The following is an 18,718-nucleotide window of genomic DNA, read 5'->3' on the forward strand; positions in this document are numbered from 1 at the left end:
CCGTTCACGCGCTTTGAACTTCGCGTGGACGGGTCTTTTTGGCGCTGGCCATGGGAGTTCAGGTCAGTTGGCCGCCGCTGCGGCCACGGGACGCTTGCCGGAGCGCTTCCTCCTGAGCCGCCATGGCCGCTTCGGGAGCAGGGCATGGCCCGGGAAAAGATAGCTGAACAGCTTGGACGCACACAGCAGAACCGCGGCCGCGAAGGCCAGGGTGAGGACCTCCCAGGTCATTGGCGGCTGCCAGCCAGGCACGGTGAACATCGTCTGCCAGTTGGCCGTTTCCTGGAGTCCGACGACGTAGCGGCGGAGCACGTTCACAAAGGCGTAGGTCTGCGCGATGCAGCCGGTCAGCAGCAGGATCCTGGCGATCGTCCGGCTCTGCGGGCTGCGTCCGAACGGGCGGAACCGCATGGCGAGCCCCGCCGAGATGATCGCGATCGTGAACAGCGGCAGGCTATACCGGCCCTGCCAGATGAATCCGGCGGTGTTGATGAGGGCAGCCTGCACCACGGCCGGGACCACCGCCAGCAACGCGACCGCAACCCAGAACGCGGCCTGCAGCCGGTAGGGCCGGACCAGCAGTACCGTGAGGATGAGGCCGAACAGCAGCATGTTCCAGAACATGTGGACGGCCTGTGGAACGGGTGCATCCAGCCACCCCGCGACGCCAATGTACTGGCCGGCAAAATCAAAGGACTTGTCCATCATGGTCAGGAACGCGTTGTAGGGACGCACCTCGCCGTTGACGTTCGAGATCCCGGCCGGGGCTTCACCGGCGGAGGCCGGCGCCCTGAACATCAGGAAGTTCCACGCCACGCCCAGGACGATTCCCACGGTGGTCAGCGCCGTCACCGTCAGCACCACCCGGTTTTTGAAGATGGCGGCGATGTCCGCGCGCCGGAAGAAGAGGCAGGCAACGATTGCGCCGCAGAGGAGCCACAGGAGGGACACGTTCCGGGTGTTGGCCAGTGCCGCGGCCGCTATGCCGACGGTCAGGATGGCCGGACGTGCCCGGTCAAGGTGCCGCGAATTCTCGAGCACGGACACCAGCCCGCAGAAGGCGGCCATGGACGCTGCGATTTCAAGCGAGTTGGGATTGATGCCGCTGGCAAGGAACAGGACCATCGGCGTCGTCCCAATCACAGCCGCGACTAGCGGCCACTTCGGGTGCCGCAGGCGGGACAAGGCGGTGAAGCCGGCAGCGTAGAAGGCGGCGGACAACAGGCCGCTGACGATCCGCATGGCGAAGATCGCCGGCGCACCGGACATGAAGAGGCTGGGCAGCCCGACAAGCCAGTAGTAGAAGGGGTTGTAGAGCCCGGCCGAGGTCACACCGATGGTGAGGTCGTTGTCATCGAGGGGGATCGCCGGGGCGCAGCCTGCGGGTTTCGTCGCCTGGAAGGGGAAACACATCTGCGACTGCACGTTGGCGATGTAGGACGGAACCTGCACATGGACTCCGTGGCCATAGGATTCGCCGGGGCCAGGGAAGAACTGGCCCCGGGCGACTGCGGCCGCCTTGATGGTGTGCGAGGGTTCGTCCGGATAGGCCATGAGCGGTGTGGCCAGGATCCACAGGGTGATGAGGACCGAAAGGAGACCAAAGACGGGAAGGAAGAAGCCCAGCCCGCTGCGGGTGGCCGGGGACAGCGCGAAGCGCCGCACCCGTCCAGTGCCTGGCGCTGAGCCTGCAGGGGAGGGCTGTTCCGCCTCGGTTGCGTGGATCACTGTGCGTCCCCGATCGTGTCAATCAGTTTCTTGGACTCCCGCATGGCCTCTTCGCTGGGTGAGGCGACATTGGCGAAGTACGCTGACGTGACCTGGCCGTCGGGACTGAGGACAAATTCCCCCCAGGACTTCACGAGGGTGCTCAGTTGGTGGTTTGAGTACTCACTGCAGAATGCCTGATAGCCGACGACGCCGAGGGCGTAGCCATGCTCACTTGTTTCGGGCAGCGTGAACTTCACCCCGGTGGGCAGGGTCCGGGTGCTGCCTTCCTGGGCCGCTGTCGCGGCCGAGTCCTTGGACATGCGGACATAGTCGCCGCCGAAGGAGAGCAGCGCGGTTTCAAAGCGGCTGCCGATCGAGCCGAGGTCCATGAAGGCGATGCCCCCGGCGGTCTTGTCGACCTTGTCGGCAAGGTCGGAGTGCTTCTTGACCGTGACGGCGTTCTCGGTCTTCGGCCACGTGGCCGAGACTCCCGAGGTCCACGCGGCGTCGGCGCTGAGGTACTTTGTGGCCGCCTCGGTTTCCACGCTGGGCTCCGTGGCCATGATGGGGACGATGTCATCGGAGGGCAGGGCGGTCCCAGGGTTGATGTCCGCGATTTCAGGCGCGTCCCAGCGCTTGATGGAGCCGGAGAAGATGCCTGCGAGGACTTCGTGGCTTAGCTTTACGTTGCGAAGGCTCGGGTTGTTGAGGGCCACCCCGATGGAGGTCACGGAAACGGGAACGGAAAAAGCCCCGGCCGGTCCGCATACGTCCTTGGTCTGGTTCTGCTGTTCCGGGGTGAGGGGGCCGTCCAGGGCTGCGAAGTAGGCCTGGCGCGTGGCCAGGGCTGTCAGCCCGACGTCGGATCCGTCCGGGGAGTAGTTCAGCGACGTGGCGGTGAGGTCTTTGCTCCAGGCGTTGCTCCAGGCACCGATCGGGTCTTTCTGCACGGGCGTGCCTATCGCCGTGAGTGATCCCCGGACCTCGCTGACGGGCGCGCCGCTGGAGCAACCGGTCACTCCGATTCCCAACAGCAGAATGCAGGCGAGAGCTCCGCCACTGGACCGATTGCGCAAAGAAAATCCCTTTCCGTTCCGGAATCCCTCCGAAACCGTTCCCTATTACCCTAACCGGTCCCGCTGTGTCGAGGGGTTCCCAGATCACGCCGCCGGCAGTCCCCAGGGCGGGAGGTGCTGGTCTGGACTTGCCGGCGTCCTCGCAAAACACGGTGCGGGGATCTTCGTCTGCGTGGTCTTCTTTACCGTGAGCCTCTCTTGCGCCGGCTCAGTCCGGCGGGGCCGCAGCGCTCTGCGCAAGGGCAGGCTCACGGTTTCAGTGCATCGCTTCAGAATGAGAGACGCGTCCTGCGCCGTTGAAGCGCCACGGCGGAATGCAGTCCATGAAGTTCATGCAGAGCACCGCGTTGGAACGCCGGGGCCGGTCTGTTCCCCCGTCGATCGTAGGGCCGCGAGGCGCTGGGTTCAAAAGCGCAGTCTGTGCAATCTGTCGCTTCGATCCGGTGCAACGCGAGACCAGTGAGCCTGTTGTGACCAGTGGGAACAGTGTTGTGCGACGGCGGCGGCTGTTATCCACATGCACTCGGGGCACCCCTTGTCGGGCCGGTCAGCGCCGCCTAGGTTTAAGCCAATTTCATCGCCCCGGCACAGGGGCGGCAGTCATATGGGGGGCCACGTGGAGGCTGTACGCATTGTTGAGGACGAAGTCCGTGAGCTGATCCGCCGGCGGGGCCTGGACCCCCTGCGGGAGTCCGGGGAAGTCCGGCGCCTGGTCGAGGCGGCGGTCAGCGACTACGACGAACGGGCCCTCCTGGCGCCGCTGCCCCCGCTGGGTCCGTTGGAGTCGGCCCGGAGATTCGTCTTCGACGCCGTGGCGGGCTTTGGTGCGCTGCAGCCGCTCCTGGACGATCCGGGCATCGAGGAAATCTGGCTCAATGCGCCGAATGAAATCTTTGTGGCGCGGAACGGCGAATCGGAGCTGACCTCCGTTTCGCTGACGGACCAGCAGGTCCGCGACCTTGTGGAACGCATGCTGAAAAGCTCCGGCCGGCGCCTGGACATGTCCTCGCCGTTTGTGGACGCGGCGCTCCCGGATGGCTCCCGGCTGCACGTGGTGATCCCGGACGTCACCCGGCGTCACTGGGCCATCAATATCCGCAAGTTCGTGGTCAAAGCTAGCCGGCTCGAGCACCTCGTGGAGCTGGGAACGCTGACCCCGCAGGCGGCCAGGTTCCTCGGTGCGGCCGTCGCCAGCGGCCTGAACATCCTGGTCTCGGGCGCCACCCAGGCGGGCAAAACCACCATGCTCAATTGCCTCGCCGCCAGCATCGGCACCCGGGAGCGGGTCATCACGGTGGAGGAAATCTTCGAACTGCAGTTGCCGCTCCGCGACGTCGTGGGTCTTCAGTGCCGGCAGCCGAACCTGGAGGGGCAGGGGGAGATTCCGCTGCGCCGCCTGGTTAAGGAGGCCCTGCGCATGCGGCCGGACCGGCTGGTGGTCGGCGAAGTCCGGGAGGCCGAGAGCCTGGACATGCTCGTTGCTTTGAATTCCGGGCTTCCCGGGATGTGCACCGTCCATGCGAACTCCGCACACGACGCGGTGACGAAAATCTGTACGCTGCCATTGCTCGCCGGCGACAACATCTCGAGCGCGTTCGTGGTCCCCACTGTCGCGTCCTGCATCGATCTGGTGGTCCATTGCAGCAGGCACGCCAACGGGCGCCGGCAGGTCACCGAGATCCTGTCCCTGGGCCGCCGGGTGGAAAACGGGATCATCGAGTCCTCCATGGTGTTCACGATGTCGGACGGGCAGCTTCTGCCCAAGGCCAACTCCATGCCCGCCGCGGAAAAGTTTGCCCGCTCCGGGTACGACGTCGCGGCGTTGCTGGAGCAGCGCTGATGGCGCCCCTGGTGGGGATGTTGGGCGGGGCCGGCCTCCTGCTGATCTGGTGGTCCGCGTGGGAGAAGCCTGAGAGCGTACGGCGCAAGTCCCGGACCAGCCGGCTTGAGGACCTCTTGCGGTCGGCGGGCATCGAAAAGGTCAGCGGGGCAGGGCTGCTCGCCTCGTGCGTTGGGCTCGGGGCATTCACAACGCTCGCGTTCTTCGCCGTTACAGGTTCATGGCCGATCTCGGGATGCTTTGGCCTGTTTGGCGGCTGGCTGCCGATGGCGATGGTCCGGTGGCGTGCCAGAAAGCGCACGGCTGTCCTCCGCCAGCTCTGGCCCGACGTGGTTGATCATTTGCGCTCAGCCATCAGGGCCGGCCTGTCACTGCCCGAGGCTCTTATCCAGCTGGGCGACAAGGGCCCCGTGGAGCTTCGCCACGTGTTCGTGGACTTCGGCTCGGACTACCGGTCGGGAGGCCAATTCGATCCCTCGCTCACCCGGCTCAAGGACCGTCTGGCCGATCCCGTGGCGGATCGGATCGTCGAGGCCCTCCGGCTCACCCGGGAGGTGGGCGGCTCGGACCTCGGGCGACTGCTGGGCACCCTCGCGGAGTTCCTGCGGGAGAGTGCCCGGACCCGGAGTGAGCTGGAGGCAAGGCAATCCTGGACCGTCAACGCCGCACGCCTGGCCGTCGCTGCGCCCTGGATTGTCTTGGTGTTGCTGGCCAGCCGGCCTGAGGCTGTGATGGCGTACAACACCCCAGTCGGTGCTGCGGTCCTTTTGGGCGGCCTTGCCGTCTCCCTGGTGTCCTACGCCATCATGCTGCGCATCGGTGCGCTGCCGGAAGAACAGCGGGTCCTCCGATGACCGGGCTGATGGCGGGTGCCACGGTGTGCGGGGCCGTGCTCGGGGCCGGCCTGTGGCTGTTCCTGGTCCGGCTTCCCTTCATGCGCCCAACGACGTTCGTCGAACGTATCGGACCGCAATTGAGAACCCACAACCTGGAATCCCGGCTGCTGCGCACCGCCCCGAGGAATGTCACGCCGTTTGGGTCGCTGGAACGAATCCTCCGCCCGGTGATCCGGGACGGTGCCAGATCCCTGGGCCGGATCAACCTTGGCGCAACGGCGTTGAACCGCCGGCTCGCCCGCGCCGGCAGCGCCAAAACAGCAGTGGACTTCCGGGCTGAGCAGCTCCTCTGGGCGGCCGGTGGCTTTGTCCTCGCCGTCGGCGTTGTGGCGCTCGCCGGAAGTGTCGGCCGCTTCAGCCCGTTCGTCGCCGTCGTGGCCGTCGTGGGGAGCGCCGTTGGCGGGTTCCTGCTCCGGGACTACCTGTTGGGCGCGCACATCAGGAAGCGGGAGACGCGGATGATGGCGGAGTTTCCCAGCATTGCCGAACTCATGGCCCTGGCTGTCAGCGCCGGCGAGAGTGCCACCGGTGCGCTGGACAGGGTCTGCCGCAGCGCGCGGGGTGAGCTCTCCCAGGAATTTGGCCGCGTCCTGGCCGAGACCAGGTCCGGCAAGCCCCTCGTGGAAGCCCTCCACGAGTTCTCGTCCAGGACGGACCAGGGGCCGCTGCTCCGTTTCGTGGACGGGATGATCGTGGCCGTCGAACGCGGAACACCCCTCGCCGACGTCCTCCGGGCGCAGGCACAGGATGTCCGGGACACCGCCAAGAGGGAGCTCATGGAGTCCGCCGGCAAGAAGGAAATCGGCATGATGGTGCCGCTTGTCTTTGGCGTCCTTCCGCTCACGGTCATCTTCGCCGTCTTCCCAGGACTGGCCGCCATCAGCCTCGGACTCTAGGAACCTGGCGCATAACAACGGCACGAGCAGCAGGCGGCGGGCCACCCGGGCCAGAAAGGACAGGACTCAAGAAAAGTCATACGACGAGGGAACAGGATACGAAGAACGCGCTGCAGGCCCAGACCGGGCCAGCCTGGACGGGCAGCGCACAGGACTCCAGAAAAGACAGAAAACCCAGGAAACCAAAAACCAGGAAAGAGGACACGGTGAAGAACTTCGGAACCCGGGCGGCGTTGGTGGCCTGCGCGCTTGGCATGTTGACCTGGTGGTCTGCTGCGTCGCGACCGCGGGCGGGGGACCACTCTGACGCGGGAGCCGGCCATCCCCAGCGCGGGGACGTCCCCGGCTGGGTCATGATCACCCTCATGTCGGCAGTCCTCGTGGCCGCCCTGCTCGCCCTCGCCGGTCCTGCACTTGAGGGACTCTTCAACCAGGCCATGGACAAGGTCGGACAGTAGGAAGTGGCGACCCTGGACGAGGGGACCGGGCGCCACAGCAATAACCGGCAGCACCGCAAGGACGTTGAGCGCGGCGCCGCCGTCGTGGATTTCGTGCTGATCGGTGCGTTGCTCACCTTGCTCTTCCTCGCGATCGTCCAGCTCACCCTGGTACTTCACGTCCGGAATACGCTGATCGACGCCGCCGCCTCGGGCGCCAGATACGGCACGTTGGCCGACCGCAACGACGGGGACGCCAGGGAACGGACAGTCCAGCTGATCACAACGGCGCTCAACTCGGATTTCGCGCGGGACGTGACCACCAGCGAATCGACGTTCCAGGGTATCCGCACTTTGGAGGTGACAGTCCGGGCACCCTTGCCGGTCATCGGCTTTATCGGGCCCCGGGCGCTCTTGGAGGTGCAGGGCCATGCGGCCATCCAGCCCTGAACGGTCAGCACGCTGCGCCTCACCGGAGCAGGGCAGTGCCGTGGTCGAGTTCGTCTTCCTGTCCGCGCTGCTGATGGTGCCGCTGGTGTACTTCATCATCACCGTGGGCCAGATCCAGGGCGGGTCGTTCGCGGTGGTCGGCGCCGCTGACCAGGCCGCCAAGGTCTACGTGGCCCAACCGGACGCGGCCAGCGGCCGGGCCGCTGCCGATCAAGCCGCGCTGCTGGCGCTCGCCGACTACGGCCAACCGGCGGAAAATGCCAGCGTTGATACCCGCTGCGAGCCTGCCGACTGCCTGGCTCCCGGCTCGGCGGTGACAGTCACCGTCCACCTCACTGTGCCCCTGCCGTTTGTGCCGTTCAGCGATGCACTGCATCTGAACGCGGGCCAGCTCAGCGCGTCGGCAMCCCAGCTGGTGGGCAGGTTCCGGTGAGGAAACCTGCCGGCGCATCCCGGCACCCAAGGCCACGGCACCCCGGACACGAGCCCCGGCCCCGCCGGCAGGAGGGCCAGGTGCTGGTGCTGAGCATCGGCTTCATTCTGATTGCCCTGCTGGTCGCCACCGTCGTCATGGCGGCCTCCAGCGTCTACCTCGAACACAAGAAGCTGCTCTCCGTCGCGGACGGTGCCTCGGTGGCCGCCGCGGACAGCTTCACCCTCGGCCAGCTGGGCAACGCCGGCGGCACACCGTCCGCCGTCCTGAGCGGGGCGAGGGTGCGCAGCGCCGCCGTCGACTATCTGGGCCGCAACGGAGCCTTCGACTGCTTCAGCGCCCTGACGGTGGCGCCGTCCACCGGCAGCCCGGACGGCGCCACCGCCGTCGTGGTGCTGAGCGCGGCCGTCCACCCGCCGGTGGTGAACTTCCTGGTGCCGGACGGCATCCGGATCGAGGCGACGTCGACGGCGCGCTCCCGCCTCAGCCGCTGAGCTGCCCCCGTCACCCCTGTTGCGCTATCAGTAGATGCTGCCAACCAGGGCCGGCAGGCACCCCAAAGTGATAGGGCACCGGGCAGGCCAGGGGGCTAGGACACATAGCGTAGGCTTAAAAAACCATGGCAAACATTGATTTTCCCGCTGAAATCCGCGCACTGCGGGCCACCTACGCGTCCATCGAGAACGTCTCGAACGTCGAGGCGCTCAAGGAAGACATCGCCGAGCTCAGCGAGCGGGCCGGTGAACCCAATCTGTGGGACGACCCCGCCGCGGCGCAGGTCATCACCTCGAAGCTCTCGCACAAGCAGACCGAGCTCGAGCGGCTCAACAAGCTGGTGGCCCGGATCGACGACCTCGAGGTCCTCGTGGAACTCGGTCAGGACGAGGACGATGCCGACTCCATGGGCGAGGCCGCCGCGGAGCTCGAATCGGTCCGGAAGTCGCTGGCCGACCTCGAGGTTGTCACCCTGCTCTCCGGTGAGTTCGACGAGCGCGAGGCCGTGGTGACCATCCGCGCCGGCGCCGGCGGGGTGGATGCGGCGGACTTCGCCGAAATGCTGCTGCGCATGTACCTGCGCTGGGCCGAACGGCACGGCTACCCGACCACCATCATGGATACCTCCTACGCCGAAGAAGCCGGGCTGAAATCCGCCACCTTCGAGGTCAAGGCGCCGTACGCCTTCGGCACGCTCAGCGTCGAGGCCGGCACGCACCGCCTGGTCCGGATCAGCCCGTTCGACAACCAGGGCCGCCGCCAGACCTCCTTCGCGGCCGTGGAAGTGATCCCGCTGATCGAGCAGACGGACTCCATCGACATCCCGGACAACGAGATCCGCGTGGATGTCTTCCGCTCCTCCGGCCCCGGCGGCCAGTCGGTCAATACCACCGACTCCGCGGTGCGCCTGACCCACATCCCCACCGGCACCGTCGTGTCCATGCAGAACGAGAAGTCGCAGCTGCAGAACCGCGCCGCCGCCCTGCGCGTGCTGCAGTCCCGCCTCCTGCTGCTGAAGAAGGAACAGGAGAACGCCGAGAAGAAGGCGTTCGCCGGCGACGTCAAGGCCTCGTGGGGCGACCAGATGCGCTCCTACGTCCTCAACCCCTACCAGATGGTCAAGGACCTCCGCACCGAGTACGAGGTCGGCAACACCTCGGCCGTATTCGACGGCGAAATCGACGATTTCATCGACGCCGGCATCCGCTGGCGGACGGACAACCGCAACGCCGAGAAGTAGCCCGGCGCCCCGCTGGGAGCCTCCACTGGGAGGTCCCTGACAATCGCGCGACACGCCCCGCCGTTCCGGCGGTTCCGCCGTTACCCGTGCGTATAGTCGAGGGGCCGGAGCTCTACTTCCCCCAAACGAAAGCCCTTGCCCCGGCGGCAGAACCGGGCCCACGCGGCCTCGTCCTGCAGGGTACTTAGGGCCATGATCCGTTTCGAAAATGTCACCAAGGTCTATGACCAGAAGGCGCGGCCAGCGCTGGATTCGATCAACCTTGAGATCGACCGCGGCGAATTCGCCTTCCTCGTCGGGGCCTCCGGCTCCGGCAAATCGACCTTCCTGCGCCTGGTCCTCAAAGAGGACCGCGCCTCCTCCGGCGCCGTCTACGTCGCCGGCCAGAACGTCGCCAACATCTCCAGCTGGCGCGTGCCCCGGCTGCGCCGCGGAATCGGCGTCGTCTTCCAGGACTTCCGCCTGCTGCCGCAGAAGACCGTCTTCGCCAACGTCGCCTTCGCCATGCAGGTCATCGGCAAAAGCCGCAGCGTCATCCGCGACACCGTCCCCGAGGTCCTGAAGACCGTGGGCCTGGAAGGCAAGGAAAACCGCCTCCCGCACGAACTCTCCGGCGGTGAGCAGCAGCGCGTGGCGATCGCCCGCGCCGTCGTGAACCGTCCCGGCATCCTGCTGGCCGACGAGCCCACCGGAAACCTGGACCCCACCACCTCCATGGGCATCATGGGCGTGCTGGACAAGATCAACCAGAACGGCACCACCGTGGTGATGGCCACGCACGACGACGACATCGTCAACGAGATGCGCAAACGGGTGGTGGAACTGAAGAACGGGGTCGTGATCCGCGACGAGGCCAAGGCCCTCTACACCTCCATGATTCCCGTGGTGGGCCAGTCGCGCCGCCTGCGCGACGCCAGCGGCCGGGACGAACAGCCGCAGGTCATCCCGCCCCGGGCCGGGTCACGCGCCGAAGCCCGCGCCGAGCTCCGCACCGCAGGGGAGGGCCAGGCGTGAGGCTTGCATTCGTCCTGGGCGAGATCGGCAGCGGCCTGCGCCGCAACCTGTCCATGGTCATCTCCGTGATCCTGGTGACCTTCGTGTCCCTGACCTTCGTCGGCGCCGCCGGCATGCTGCAGCTGCAGATCAACCAGATGAAGGGCTTCTGGTACGACAAAGTCCAGGTCGCCATCTTCCTCTGCAGCGACGGTTCGACGGCGCCCGGCTGCGCCACCGGGCCGGCGACGCCGGAGCAGGAGGACAACCTGCGCACGCTGCTGCAGTCGCCCGCAGTGGCGCAATACGTCAACGACTTCCAGTACGAATCCAAGGACGACGCCTACAAGCACTTCAAGGAACAGTTCTCCAATTCCCCGATCGTTGACTCCGTGACCCCGGACCAGCTTCCGGCGTCCTTCCGGATCAACATGAAGGACCCGGAGAAGTACGAGATCATTAGCGAGACCTTCTCCTCCCAGGCCGGCGTGGAGACCGTGATCGACCAGCGGCAGCTGCTGGAGAAGCTGTTCTCGGCCATGAACGCGGCATCGCTGGTGGCCGTGAGCATCGCCGGCGTCATGATCATTTGCGCCATCCTGCTGATCGCGACCACCATCCGGCTCTCCGCGTTCAGCCGCCGCCGGGAAACAGGCATCATGCGCCTGGTAGGCGCGTCCAAGATGGTCATCCAGCTGCCGTTCATCCTCGAAGGCGTCATCGCCGCGGTGATCGGTGCGGCCCTGGCCTCCGGCACCCTGTGGGCCGTGGCCCACTTCTTCCTCGAAGGCGTCATGTCCAAGCAGTATCCGGACACCGCGTTCATCTCGCCCGGGCAGACCCTGATCTTGGTACCTGCCCTGATTGGCCTGGGCGTTGTCCTGGCCGGGACTTCCTCCCTGCTGACCCTCCGCCGGTATTTGCGGGTCTAGCTTTGCGCAACGAAAAGGGAATGCTTATGACACCGATGGCCCGCCGCCCCGTCCGGCAATCCCTCCGGCTTCGCCTGGTGGGACGCCGCAGCCGGATGATCAGCGCCACGCTGGCGCTGGTCCTTGCCGGGACCATGGGAGCCTCGAGTCCGGCGGCGTTCGCCGACGACCTCGAGGACCAGCAGGCCGCGCTGCGCGACGAGGCGGCCCGGGTCCAGCACTCCCTCGAATTCGTGGACGGCCGGATCGCCCAGGCCGCAGCGGACCTGGTCCTGTACCAGGGCCAGCTGCCCGGCGCCCAGCAGGCCCTCGCTGATGCCCAGGGCCGGGTGGCCGGAGCGGTCCAGGAAGTGGAGGCCCTTGCGGCCCGCGTGGACCTGGCACAGCAGAACAAGGCCAAAATCACGCAGCAGCTCGAGGCGGACAAGCAGAAGATCGCGGACACCCGGAAGCTGATCGGACAGATCGCCACGCAGGCGTACAAGTCCGGCGGCGTCCCGTCCAACCTGTCCCTGTTCTTCGGCTCGAACCAGGGCAGCAGCCTGACGGACACCATCGACCTCGCGGACCAGGCCCTGCGCAGCCAGAACTCCGCGATGGACAAGCTCACGCAGCAGAGCGCCACCAACGTCAACGCGCAGGCCCGGCTGGCCGCCGTCGAGGCTGAAATCACCGACCTCAAGGCTAAAGCCGAGGCCGCGCTGGCCCGGGAAAAGGCCGCCCGGGACGAGGCCGAAGCCAAGAAGGCCGCCGTGGACAAGCTGATCGCCGACACCACCCGGCTCGACGCCGAGCTCCAGGCCGCCAAGCCGGGGATCCAGACTCAGCTCGCCAAGGTCAAGGCCCAGCAGGACGCCGTCGCGGCCGAAATTGTCGAACGAGACCGGAAACTGCGTGAGGCATGGGAAGCCGAGCAGCGCCGCATTGCCGAGGCCGCGGCGGCCGCCGCCCGCGCCCAGGGACAGGCCAAGCCACCGTATGTCCCTGCCCCGCCGGGGCCCCCGTCGGCCTTCGGACTGCGGCACCCCTTCAACGGCGTCCCGATCACCTCCGGCTTCGGCTGGCGTGCGACGCCGCCGGGCACCATCGACTTCTACGGCCAGGGCGGCTACATGCACACCGGCATCGACTTCGGTGCCGCCTGCGGCACGCCCGTCTACGCCGCGGCCGCCGGCACCGTCTTCTCGGCCGGCTGGGCCAACGACGGCGGCGGCAACAACGTGAAGATCTCCCACGGGGTGGTCCAAGGCAACTCGCTGACCACGATCTACTACCACAACACTTCCGTGACGGTCTCGGTCGGCCAGCACGTCAACCAGGGGCAGCTGATCGCCTATTCGGGCACCACCGGCAACTCCACCGGCTGCCACTCGCACTTCGAGACCTGGCTCAACGGCCGGGCAGTGGACCCGATGAACCTGCTGTAGCCGATGCTGAAGGCGGTGCTGCAGCATCCGCGGCGGCGGCCGCCCTGCCGTAAACTGGAAAGACTCCGCACCACCTGGCCGGAGTGAACCACCAACAAACCGAGGAGTCCTACCGTGCCCAAAGAAAGTGGCCGTAAGGTAGTGGCCACCAACCGCAAGGCCCGGCACGACTACCACGTCCTTGACACCTATGAAGCCGGCATCGCGCTGATGGGCACGGAAGTGAAGTCCCTGCGCGAGGGCCATGCCTCGATGGTGGACGGCTTCTGCACGTTCTACAACGACGAGCTGTGGATGGAGGGCATCCATATCCCCGAGTACAACCAGGGGAGCTGGACCAACCACGCCGCACGCCGCCGCCGCAAGCTGCTGTTGCACCGCGAAGAGCTCACGAAGATCTCGCACAAGATCCGCGAATCGGGTTTCACGATCGTGCCGTTGCAGCTGTACTTCGTGGACGGCCGCGCGAAGGTCGAAATCGGCGTCGCCCGCGGTAAGAAGGAATACGACAAGCGCCAGACGCTGCGCGAACAGCAGGACAAGCGCGAGGCCCAGCGCGTCATGCGCGAACGCAACCGCCGCTAGCCGCGCAGGGCCGCCGGGGGAATGTTTCCTGGACGCCGTGCGTTATGCTTGGTAGTCCGGGAAGGATACGAAAGTGTCCGGTCCGGGTTTGATAAAAAAATACGGGGATGATCGGTTTCGACGATGTTAGTCGCGACAGGTGAAGCGGGCCGAGGATGCAGAATTATCTCGTAAACGCTGTCTGCAAACCAATAAGTGCCGAATCAAAACGCACTGACTTCGCTCTCGCTGCCTAAGCAGTAAGACAGTCCGTCAGCCCGAGGTTGCTATTGCCCCGGATCCTGGCGTCATTTAGATAGCCACTGCTGTTTACCTCCGTCATCGGGGTAAACGGGACTCTTAGATGACTGGGCCCGGATCAGCCAGCTGTTTGTAGCATGGCTGGGGCCGAGAAAATCCAACGCAAACTGCGCCCGGAGAAGCCCTGACAACACGACATCGGACGGGGGTTCAATTCCCCCCATCTCCACATGGGAGCCCGGCAACGGCGCTCCACCCCGTATTGGGTTCACAGAACTCCCCGCTGACTTCGGTTGGCGGGGAGTTTTGTGCTTTAAGCCAAAGAGGAGGGAAGCGTCTTCCGACACTTCCCTCCTCCTTACAGTTGCTTGGCACTACATGCCGAGGATCTTCGCCTTCTGGACGCCAAACTCTTGTTCCGTGAGAATCCCTTGATCCTTCAGCGCCCCGAGCTGCTTGAGCTGTTCGAGGGCTTCGTTTGAGATGCCGCCGGCAGCCGGGGGAGGGGGTGGTGGCTGCTGGTAGACCGGCTGCTGGTAGGCCTGCGGCGGTGGCTCCTGCTGGGCCATCTGCGAATCGTAGGCCTCCTGCTGCTTGGCCGCCGTCGCGGCGTCCTTCTCGGCAAACTTGTTGGCCTGGCGGCGCTGGACCCGGCCGCTGACTGCACTGGCTGTCCCGGCAACCACCGCCGTCCGCCCTATACCTCTGAGAAGTCCCATAATTTTCTCCTGTCGGATTGCTTCCTGTGTGTCTTACGCGTCGGGTGCCGGCGACACGGCGGGTGCCGTCGTCTGGGCGTCGAGGGCCTCGAGGGCATCGAGTGCTTCCATCACGTCCGGAGCAGGGATCCGCGTGCTCGCGATGAGCTCGCCCCCGCTGTCGCGGACAGCCGCCACGAACGGTGCTGCCCAGGTGTTCTCGTAGACAATCAGCGCGGCGACCGTCCCGGGGAGCAGCGCGGCCGATGCCTCGGCGATGTCATCGTCGCCCAAAAGTCCGGTCTGCGCTCCTTCGAAGTAGGAGAATCCCGCGGCGGGACCGCCTGGATCGGTGAGTTCGAGAACCTCGACAGTTCCGTCGTCGTTCTTCATGACGACGAGGAGATCGAAGAGGCGGATCACGCCCTGCTCGACGAGCTTAACGAGTTCCTCACTCGCCCGTCCCGTCAGTCCCTCTATGGGAAACTCGAGGAGTACGAAGTCGACCGGCCCGTGGGCCTCGGTCTCCGGTGTGGTTGTCACTGGTATTCCTCCGGTCTGTGTCGAGCACGCTGTCTGGCGCACTGGTCTTAGTGTGGGCGGTCCCTGCAGGGGCGTCACCACCCGCGTCGAATGATTCCGATGGGGGGCCGCCCCGCTCAACGGCTGGAACTGCCCCGCACGGACAAGGCCCCGGATCGGACCTGGCGGTTGGATCCCAAGACCACTAAAGCGCCAACGGGGGATTGCCACATCATCCGTTTCGGGTGAGCCCCCATCCCGCCGGGACGTGTCCGGGCAACACCACAAAGGGCCGGAAGCAACGGCTTCCGGCCCCTCTGGTGTTCAGCGCTTCTTGATGTGTGCCACCGGATCGGTGTGGTCATCAACGATGTGTTTCGCCTTTTTCTCGGCCCGTTTTTCCTTGATGGTCTTAACCGACTTCTTCGACACGCTCTGGTGCGGCGTCTTGTCAGGCATGGTGCTCTCCCTCACGGCAGGGGCCCGGAGTAGCCCCGTCTTTTAAGCTACGCCTCGGGAACCGCGGCGTCCACGATACCAGCGAAGCGGCTGCCGACGCCGTCGTACACGCTGCGTACGAGCCCGGGCCCGAGCACCGGGATGTCGCGGGCTTCATGGTGCGCGCAGCAGACATAGGTGAAGTCCGGCCACCATTTTTTGGGCCGGGCCGCTTCGGAGAATCCGCAGACGGAGCAGGTGAGCTGGACCCAGACGGGCCGTTTGCCGGTCCGGTTTGCCTTGGACTGGACCAGCCATGCCGGCGGGTTGTCCAGCAGCTCGCCGAGCTCGGCCTCGGACATCCGGGGCGGGATGCCGTGACGGTGCGCCATTTCCAGCGGAATGTCGAGGATTTGGGCTGCTTCACGTCGGGTAACCATCCTTCAACGATACGGGAACGACGGCGGCCCAAAGCCACCAGGGCGCCCCGGTGTAAGGCTCGACACACCGGCGGCGGGCTGAGATCCTCAGCCGGCGAGGGCGAGTCCGAGGGCCGCGGCCGCGAGACCCGCGAGGAGGTTCAAGCCAATATTGAGTGCCGCCGCACGGTACCGCGCTTCGCTGACCAGGCGGACCGTCGCGGTGGTCCATGAGCTGAACGTTGTCAGGCCGCCGGCCAGCCCGGTCGCGATGGCGGCGTGCCAGTCGGCCCCCAACTCCAGGTGGCCGCTCAGACCTACGGACCAGCCGATGATGAACGATCCGGCGACGTTGACCGTGAACGTCGCCCACGGCCAGTGCGGATGGGAGCCGTGGTGGTGCGCAAACCAGGAGTCGACGGCGAACCGCAGGAGCGCTCCCGCCACCCCGCATACCCCGACCACGAGCGCGGTCATCATTGGGCACCGCCGCGGAGGTCGGCAATCGCCTTGCCGGTTTTCCAGCCGGCAGCCGCGGCGCCGAGGCCCAGGACGAGCGAGAGCCCGAGGTAGGCCAGCCACATGGCATGGAAGCCGCCGCGGATCTGCTGGTCAATGGCTATCACCAGCGCCGAGAAAGTGGTGAAGGACCCCAGGAGGCCGGGGCCGATGCCGGCCCGCAGCCAGAAGGCCGTCTGGGGCCGCGCAATCCATAGGGTAGTCAGGGTGGCCAGGACGAAACTTCCGGACACATTGATCGCCAACGTGGTCCACGGCACCGCGCCGGTGCTTTCGGGAAAAATCAGGCCGGCACCGAACCGCAGCTCGGTTCCGATCAGCCCGCCGACGGCGACGGCGGACCAGGCCTTCCAGCCCGGCACGCCGGGGCGCGGGACGGCCCGCCGCTCGTCCAGCGCGCTCTTCACTCAGCCCCCTTTCATTCAGAGGCCGGGGACGCTGCAGCCTGCGTGCGCGGCATCGCTGTGGATCCAGAGGGAAGAGGCGACTTCGTCAGCGAAATCGAATTCGCGCGGTGCCGCGGCGGAACCGATCCGCACGACCATCGGGCCGCCGAACGGCCTCCGGCCCACAACCTCCACTTCGGCGTCGAGGTCGATGTCCTCGGCGGCGAGGTAGCGCAGGAGCTCCGGGTTCTCGTCGCTGATCCGGATGATCCGGCCGGTATGGCCGTCGTCGAGTTCGCTCAGGCGGTGGGCGGCGGGCACCAGCACGGAGCCGTCCGCTGCCGGGATGGGATCGCCGTGCGGGTCCCGTGCCGGGTTCCCCAGCTTGGCCGCCATCCGTTCAATGAAGGTGTCGGAGACGGCGTGCTCGAGGAGTTCGGCTTCGTCGTGGACCTCGTCCCAGCGGTACCCGAGCTCCCGGACGAGGAACGTCTCGATCAACCGGTGCCGCCGGACCATGGACAGGGCGAGCCGGACTCCATCGCTGGTGAGCGTGACGGCGCTGTAGGGCTTGTGGTCTACGAGGCCTTGGTCCTTGAGCTTGCGGACCATTTCCGAGACCGAGGAGTTGGCGACGCCCAGGCGCTGCGCCAGCTGCGTGGAGGTGATGGGCTTGCGCTGCCACTCGGTGAACGAATAGATGACCTTGACGTAGTCCTCGATCGAGGAGGAGGGCGTACTGGTCTTCACAGACCTAAGCCTACCGTCAGCTGCCTCCGGAGAAAGTGAGCCACAGCAGGACCAGGTTAAGTGCCACGACGAGCACCACGCTGATGATGGCTGCGATCCGCAGGGCCATGCCGTCGGCAAACCGGCCCATCAATGCCTTGTTGCTGGTCAGCACCACCAGCGGGACGAGGACAAACGGAATTCCGAAGCTGAGGACCACCTGGCTCAGGACGAGTGCCCAGGTGGGGTCGAAACCCACCGCCAGCAGCACAACGGCCGGAATCAGGGTCACCACGCGGCGGGCCATGACAGGAATCCGGATCTTGAGCAGACCCTGCATGATGGTTCCGCCTGCGTAGCAGCCCACCGAGGTCGATGCCAGGCCGGACGCGAGCAGCCCGACCGCGAAGATCACGCCGACGATGGGTCCGAGATTGGCGGTGATGGCGGCGTGCGCGCCCTCGATCGTGTCGGTTCCCGCTTCGCCGCCGAGGGTGGAGGCGGCAAGGAGGAGCATGCCGATGTTGACCAGTCCGGCGATGGCCAGCGCGGCCACGACGTCGATCCGGGTAGCCCGGACCAGGCGAGCGATGGCCGACGGCGGAACATGCAGGTGTTCGTCTGGCCGGTGCCGGTCCCGGGACAGGGCCGAGTGGACGTAGATGGCGTGCGGCATGACGGTGGCGCCGAGCATGCTGGCGGCCAGCAGCACCGTGTCCGGGCCCTGGAAGCGGGGCACGAGCCCGGCCAGGGCGGCCCCCGGATCCGGCGGGCTGATGAACAGCCCGGCCAGGAAACCGATGCTGATGATGCCGAGCAGGAACATGATGATGAATTCGAACGGCCGCTGTTTGTGCCGGGCCTGCAGCGCGAGCAGGAGCATCGACACCGCGCCGACAATCAAGGCGCCAAGGGGGAGGGGGAGTCCGAACAGCAGGTATAGGGCGATTGCCCCGCCCACCACCTCGGCGAGGTCGGTGGCGGCGGCCACGACTTCGGCCTGCAGCCAGAAGGCGCGGCGCCAGAACGGCTTGAGCCGCTCACCGAGGATCTCCGGGAGGCTCTTGCCCGTGACGATCCCGAGCTTGGCAGACTGGTACTGCACAAGGACTGCCATGATGTTGGCGGCCACGAGGACCCACACCAGCAGGTAGCCGTACTGCGCGCCGGCGGTCAGGTTGGCGGCCACGTTTCCGGGGTCCACATAGGCGATCGACGCCACGAACGCCGGCCCCAACAGGCCGATCAGCGCCCTGCGGGCACCCGGATGTTTGTAGGTGGGGGCGTCCTGCGCCGGTTGCCCGTGTCCCGTTAACTCCAGCACTGCCAGCTCCTGTGATTGGCGCGTCCGCGTTGA

At 66.4% G+C, this 18,718-nt stretch carries 22 protein-coding genes and 1 other RNA gene; 13 read left to right on the forward strand and 10 right to left on the reverse strand.

Features of this window, described 5'->3' with window-relative positions; genetic code table 11:
- Window positions 1–63: 63 nt before the first annotated feature.
- Both AC1DZQ_RS08950 and AC1DZQ_RS08955 read right to left on the reverse strand, forming a co-directional pair.
- Window positions 64–1,728 (reverse strand): DUF2142 domain-containing protein, encoded by a 1,665-nt coding sequence (locus AC1DZQ_RS08950; RefSeq protein ID WP_476963179.1) that lies wholly within the window; start codon window positions 1,726–1,728, stop codon window positions 64–66.
- Window positions 1,725–2,729 (reverse strand): substrate-binding domain-containing protein, encoded by a 1,005-nt coding sequence (locus AC1DZQ_RS08955; RefSeq protein ID WP_476963180.1) that lies wholly within the window; start codon window positions 2,727–2,729, stop codon window positions 1,725–1,727. The genes AC1DZQ_RS08950 and AC1DZQ_RS08955 overlap by 4 nt, the downstream gene beginning before the upstream one ends.
- Before the next feature lie 673 nt (window positions 2,730–3,402).
- On the opposite strand from AC1DZQ_RS08955, the gene AC1DZQ_RS08960 reads away from it, so the two are divergent.
- From AC1DZQ_RS08960 to ssrA, 13 genes are all read left to right on the forward strand, one after another.
- Complete coding sequence (locus AC1DZQ_RS08960) at window positions 3,403–4,626, forward strand: CpaF family protein (RefSeq protein ID WP_476963181.1); 1,224 nt, start codon at window positions 3,403–3,405, stop codon at window positions 4,624–4,626.
- Window positions 4,626–5,480, forward strand: a complete 855-nt coding sequence (locus AC1DZQ_RS08965) for a type II secretion system F family protein (protein ID WP_476963182.1) — start codon at window positions 4,626–4,628, stop codon at window positions 5,478–5,480. Before AC1DZQ_RS08960 ends, AC1DZQ_RS08965 begins: the two co-directional genes overlap by 1 nt.
- Window positions 5,477–6,418 carry a type II secretion system F family protein gene (locus AC1DZQ_RS08970; RefSeq protein WP_476963183.1) on the forward strand — a complete coding sequence of 314 codons (942 nt, stop codon included), beginning with the start codon at window positions 5,477–5,479 and terminating at the stop codon, window positions 6,416–6,418. The genes AC1DZQ_RS08965 and AC1DZQ_RS08970 overlap by 4 nt, the downstream gene beginning before the upstream one ends.
- Before the next feature lie 206 nt (window positions 6,419–6,624).
- The gene (locus AC1DZQ_RS08975; RefSeq protein ID WP_476963184.1) at window positions 6,625–6,876 is read left to right on the forward strand and encodes a hypothetical protein; all 252 of its coding nucleotides are present in this window, start codon (window positions 6,625–6,627) and stop codon (window positions 6,874–6,876) included.
- A gap of 12 nt (window positions 6,877–6,888) precedes the next feature.
- Window positions 6,889–7,305: a TadE family protein gene (locus AC1DZQ_RS08980; protein WP_476963229.1), complete on the forward strand. Its 417-nt coding sequence runs from the start codon at window positions 6,889–6,891 to the stop codon at window positions 7,303–7,305.
- Entirely contained in the window at window positions 7,286–7,738 is a 453-nt protein-coding gene (locus tag AC1DZQ_RS08985) for a hypothetical protein (RefSeq protein WP_476963185.1), read from the forward strand. The genes AC1DZQ_RS08980 and AC1DZQ_RS08985 overlap by 20 nt, the downstream gene beginning before the upstream one ends.
- Before the next feature lie 80 nt (window positions 7,739–7,818).
- Entirely contained in the window at window positions 7,819–8,232 is a 414-nt protein-coding gene (locus AC1DZQ_RS08990; RefSeq protein WP_476963186.1) for a pilus assembly protein TadG-related protein, read from the forward strand.
- 125 nt (window positions 8,233–8,357) lie between these two features.
- A complete protein-coding gene (gene prfB, locus AC1DZQ_RS08995) occupies window positions 8,358–9,473 on the forward strand; it encodes a peptide chain release factor 2 (protein WP_476963187.1) in 1,116 nt (371 codons plus the stop codon).
- Between the two features lie 192 nt (window positions 9,474–9,665).
- Complete coding sequence (gene ftsE / locus AC1DZQ_RS09000) at window positions 9,666–10,487, forward strand: cell division ATP-binding protein FtsE (protein ID WP_476963188.1); 822 nt, start codon at window positions 9,666–9,668, stop codon at window positions 10,485–10,487.
- Window positions 10,484–11,398, forward strand: coding sequence for a permease-like cell division protein FtsX (ftsX, locus tag AC1DZQ_RS09005; protein ID WP_476963189.1), 915 nt, complete (start codon window positions 10,484–10,486; stop codon window positions 11,396–11,398). Before ftsE ends, ftsX begins: the two co-directional genes overlap by 4 nt.
- A 26-nt stretch (window positions 11,399–11,424) precedes the next feature.
- Window positions 11,425–12,825 carry a peptidoglycan DD-metalloendopeptidase family protein gene (locus tag AC1DZQ_RS09010; RefSeq protein ID WP_476963190.1) on the forward strand — a complete coding sequence of 467 codons (1,401 nt, stop codon included), beginning with the start codon at window positions 11,425–11,427 and terminating at the stop codon, window positions 12,823–12,825.
- 114 nt (window positions 12,826–12,939) lie between these two features.
- The gene (gene smpB, locus AC1DZQ_RS09015; protein WP_476963191.1) at window positions 12,940–13,410 is read left to right on the forward strand and encodes an SsrA-binding protein SmpB; all 471 of its coding nucleotides are present in this window, start codon (window positions 12,940–12,942) and stop codon (window positions 13,408–13,410) included.
- A gap of 103 nt (window positions 13,411–13,513) precedes the next feature.
- Window positions 13,514–13,882, forward strand: a transfer-messenger RNA (tmRNA) gene (gene ssrA, locus AC1DZQ_RS09020).
- Window positions 13,883–14,024: 142 nt separating this feature from the next.
- Here the strand turns inward: ssrA and AC1DZQ_RS09025 are convergent.
- The 8 genes from AC1DZQ_RS09025 to AC1DZQ_RS09060 form a co-directional block, all read right to left on the reverse strand.
- Window positions 14,025–14,369, reverse strand: coding sequence for an SHOCT domain-containing protein (locus AC1DZQ_RS09025; RefSeq protein ID WP_243181221.1), 345 nt, complete (start codon window positions 14,367–14,369; stop codon window positions 14,025–14,027).
- 33 nt (window positions 14,370–14,402) lie between these two features.
- Window positions 14,403–14,891: a DUF6325 family protein gene (locus tag AC1DZQ_RS09030; protein WP_476963192.1), complete on the reverse strand. Its 489-nt coding sequence runs from the start codon at window positions 14,889–14,891 to the stop codon at window positions 14,403–14,405.
- A gap of 303 nt (window positions 14,892–15,194) precedes the next feature.
- Entirely contained in the window at window positions 15,195–15,329 is a 135-nt protein-coding gene (locus AC1DZQ_RS09035; protein WP_476963193.1) for a hypothetical protein, read from the reverse strand.
- A 47-nt stretch (window positions 15,330–15,376) separates the two neighbouring features.
- Window positions 15,377–15,748: a hypothetical protein gene (locus tag AC1DZQ_RS09040; RefSeq protein ID WP_476963194.1), complete on the reverse strand. Its 372-nt coding sequence runs from the start codon at window positions 15,746–15,748 to the stop codon at window positions 15,377–15,379.
- Window positions 15,749–15,835: 87 nt separating this feature from the next.
- Entirely contained in the window at window positions 15,836–16,204 is a 369-nt protein-coding gene (locus AC1DZQ_RS09045) for a fluoride efflux transporter FluC (RefSeq protein ID WP_476963230.1), read from the reverse strand.
- Window positions 16,204–16,653 (reverse strand): fluoride efflux transporter FluC, encoded by a 450-nt coding sequence (locus tag AC1DZQ_RS09050; protein ID WP_476963195.1) that lies wholly within the window; start codon window positions 16,651–16,653, stop codon window positions 16,204–16,206. The genes AC1DZQ_RS09045 and AC1DZQ_RS09050 overlap by 1 nt, the downstream gene beginning before the upstream one ends.
- A 15-nt stretch (window positions 16,654–16,668) precedes the next feature.
- Entirely contained in the window at window positions 16,669–17,382 is a 714-nt protein-coding gene (locus tag AC1DZQ_RS09055; RefSeq protein ID WP_476963196.1) for a metal-dependent transcriptional regulator, read from the reverse strand.
- 16 nt (window positions 17,383–17,398) lie between these two features.
- Window positions 17,399–18,685 (reverse strand): Nramp family divalent metal transporter, encoded by a 1,287-nt coding sequence (locus tag AC1DZQ_RS09060; RefSeq protein WP_476963197.1) that lies wholly within the window; start codon window positions 18,683–18,685, stop codon window positions 17,399–17,401.
- Window positions 18,686–18,718 lie beyond the last annotated feature (33 nt).

This window comes from Arthrobacter sp. P1_C12_2, assembly GCF_056406415.1.

Coding starts and splice junctions, on each gene's coding strand:
- AC1DZQ_RS09025 (WP_243181221.1), bottom strand. CDS start 14,369: ATGGGACTTCTCAGAGGTATAGGGCGGACGGCGGTGGTTGCCGGGACA.
- AC1DZQ_RS09045 (WP_476963230.1), bottom strand. CDS start 16,204: ATGACCGCGCTCGTGGTCGGGGTATGCGGGGTGGCGGGAGCGCTCCTG.
- prfB (WP_476963187.1), top strand. CDS start 8,358: ATGGCAAACATTGATTTTCCCGCTGAAATCCGCGCACTGCGGGCCACC.
- AC1DZQ_RS08970 (WP_476963183.1), top strand. CDS start 5,477: ATGACCGGGCTGATGGCGGGTGCCACGGTGTGCGGGGCCGTGCTCGGG.
- AC1DZQ_RS09035 (WP_476963193.1), bottom strand. CDS start 15,329: ATGCCTGACAAGACGCCGCACCAGAGCGTGTCGAAGAAGTCGGTTAAG.
- AC1DZQ_RS08965 (WP_476963182.1), top strand. CDS start 4,626: ATGGCGCCCCTGGTGGGGATGTTGGGCGGGGCCGGCCTCCTGCTGATC.
- ftsE (WP_476963188.1), top strand. CDS start 9,666: ATGATCCGTTTCGAAAATGTCACCAAGGTCTATGACCAGAAGGCGCGG.
- AC1DZQ_RS09010 (WP_476963190.1), top strand. CDS start 11,425: ATGACACCGATGGCCCGCCGCCCCGTCCGGCAATCCCTCCGGCTTCGC.
- AC1DZQ_RS09040 (WP_476963194.1), bottom strand. CDS start 15,748: ATGGTTACCCGACGTGAAGCAGCCCAAATCCTCGACATTCCGCTGGAA.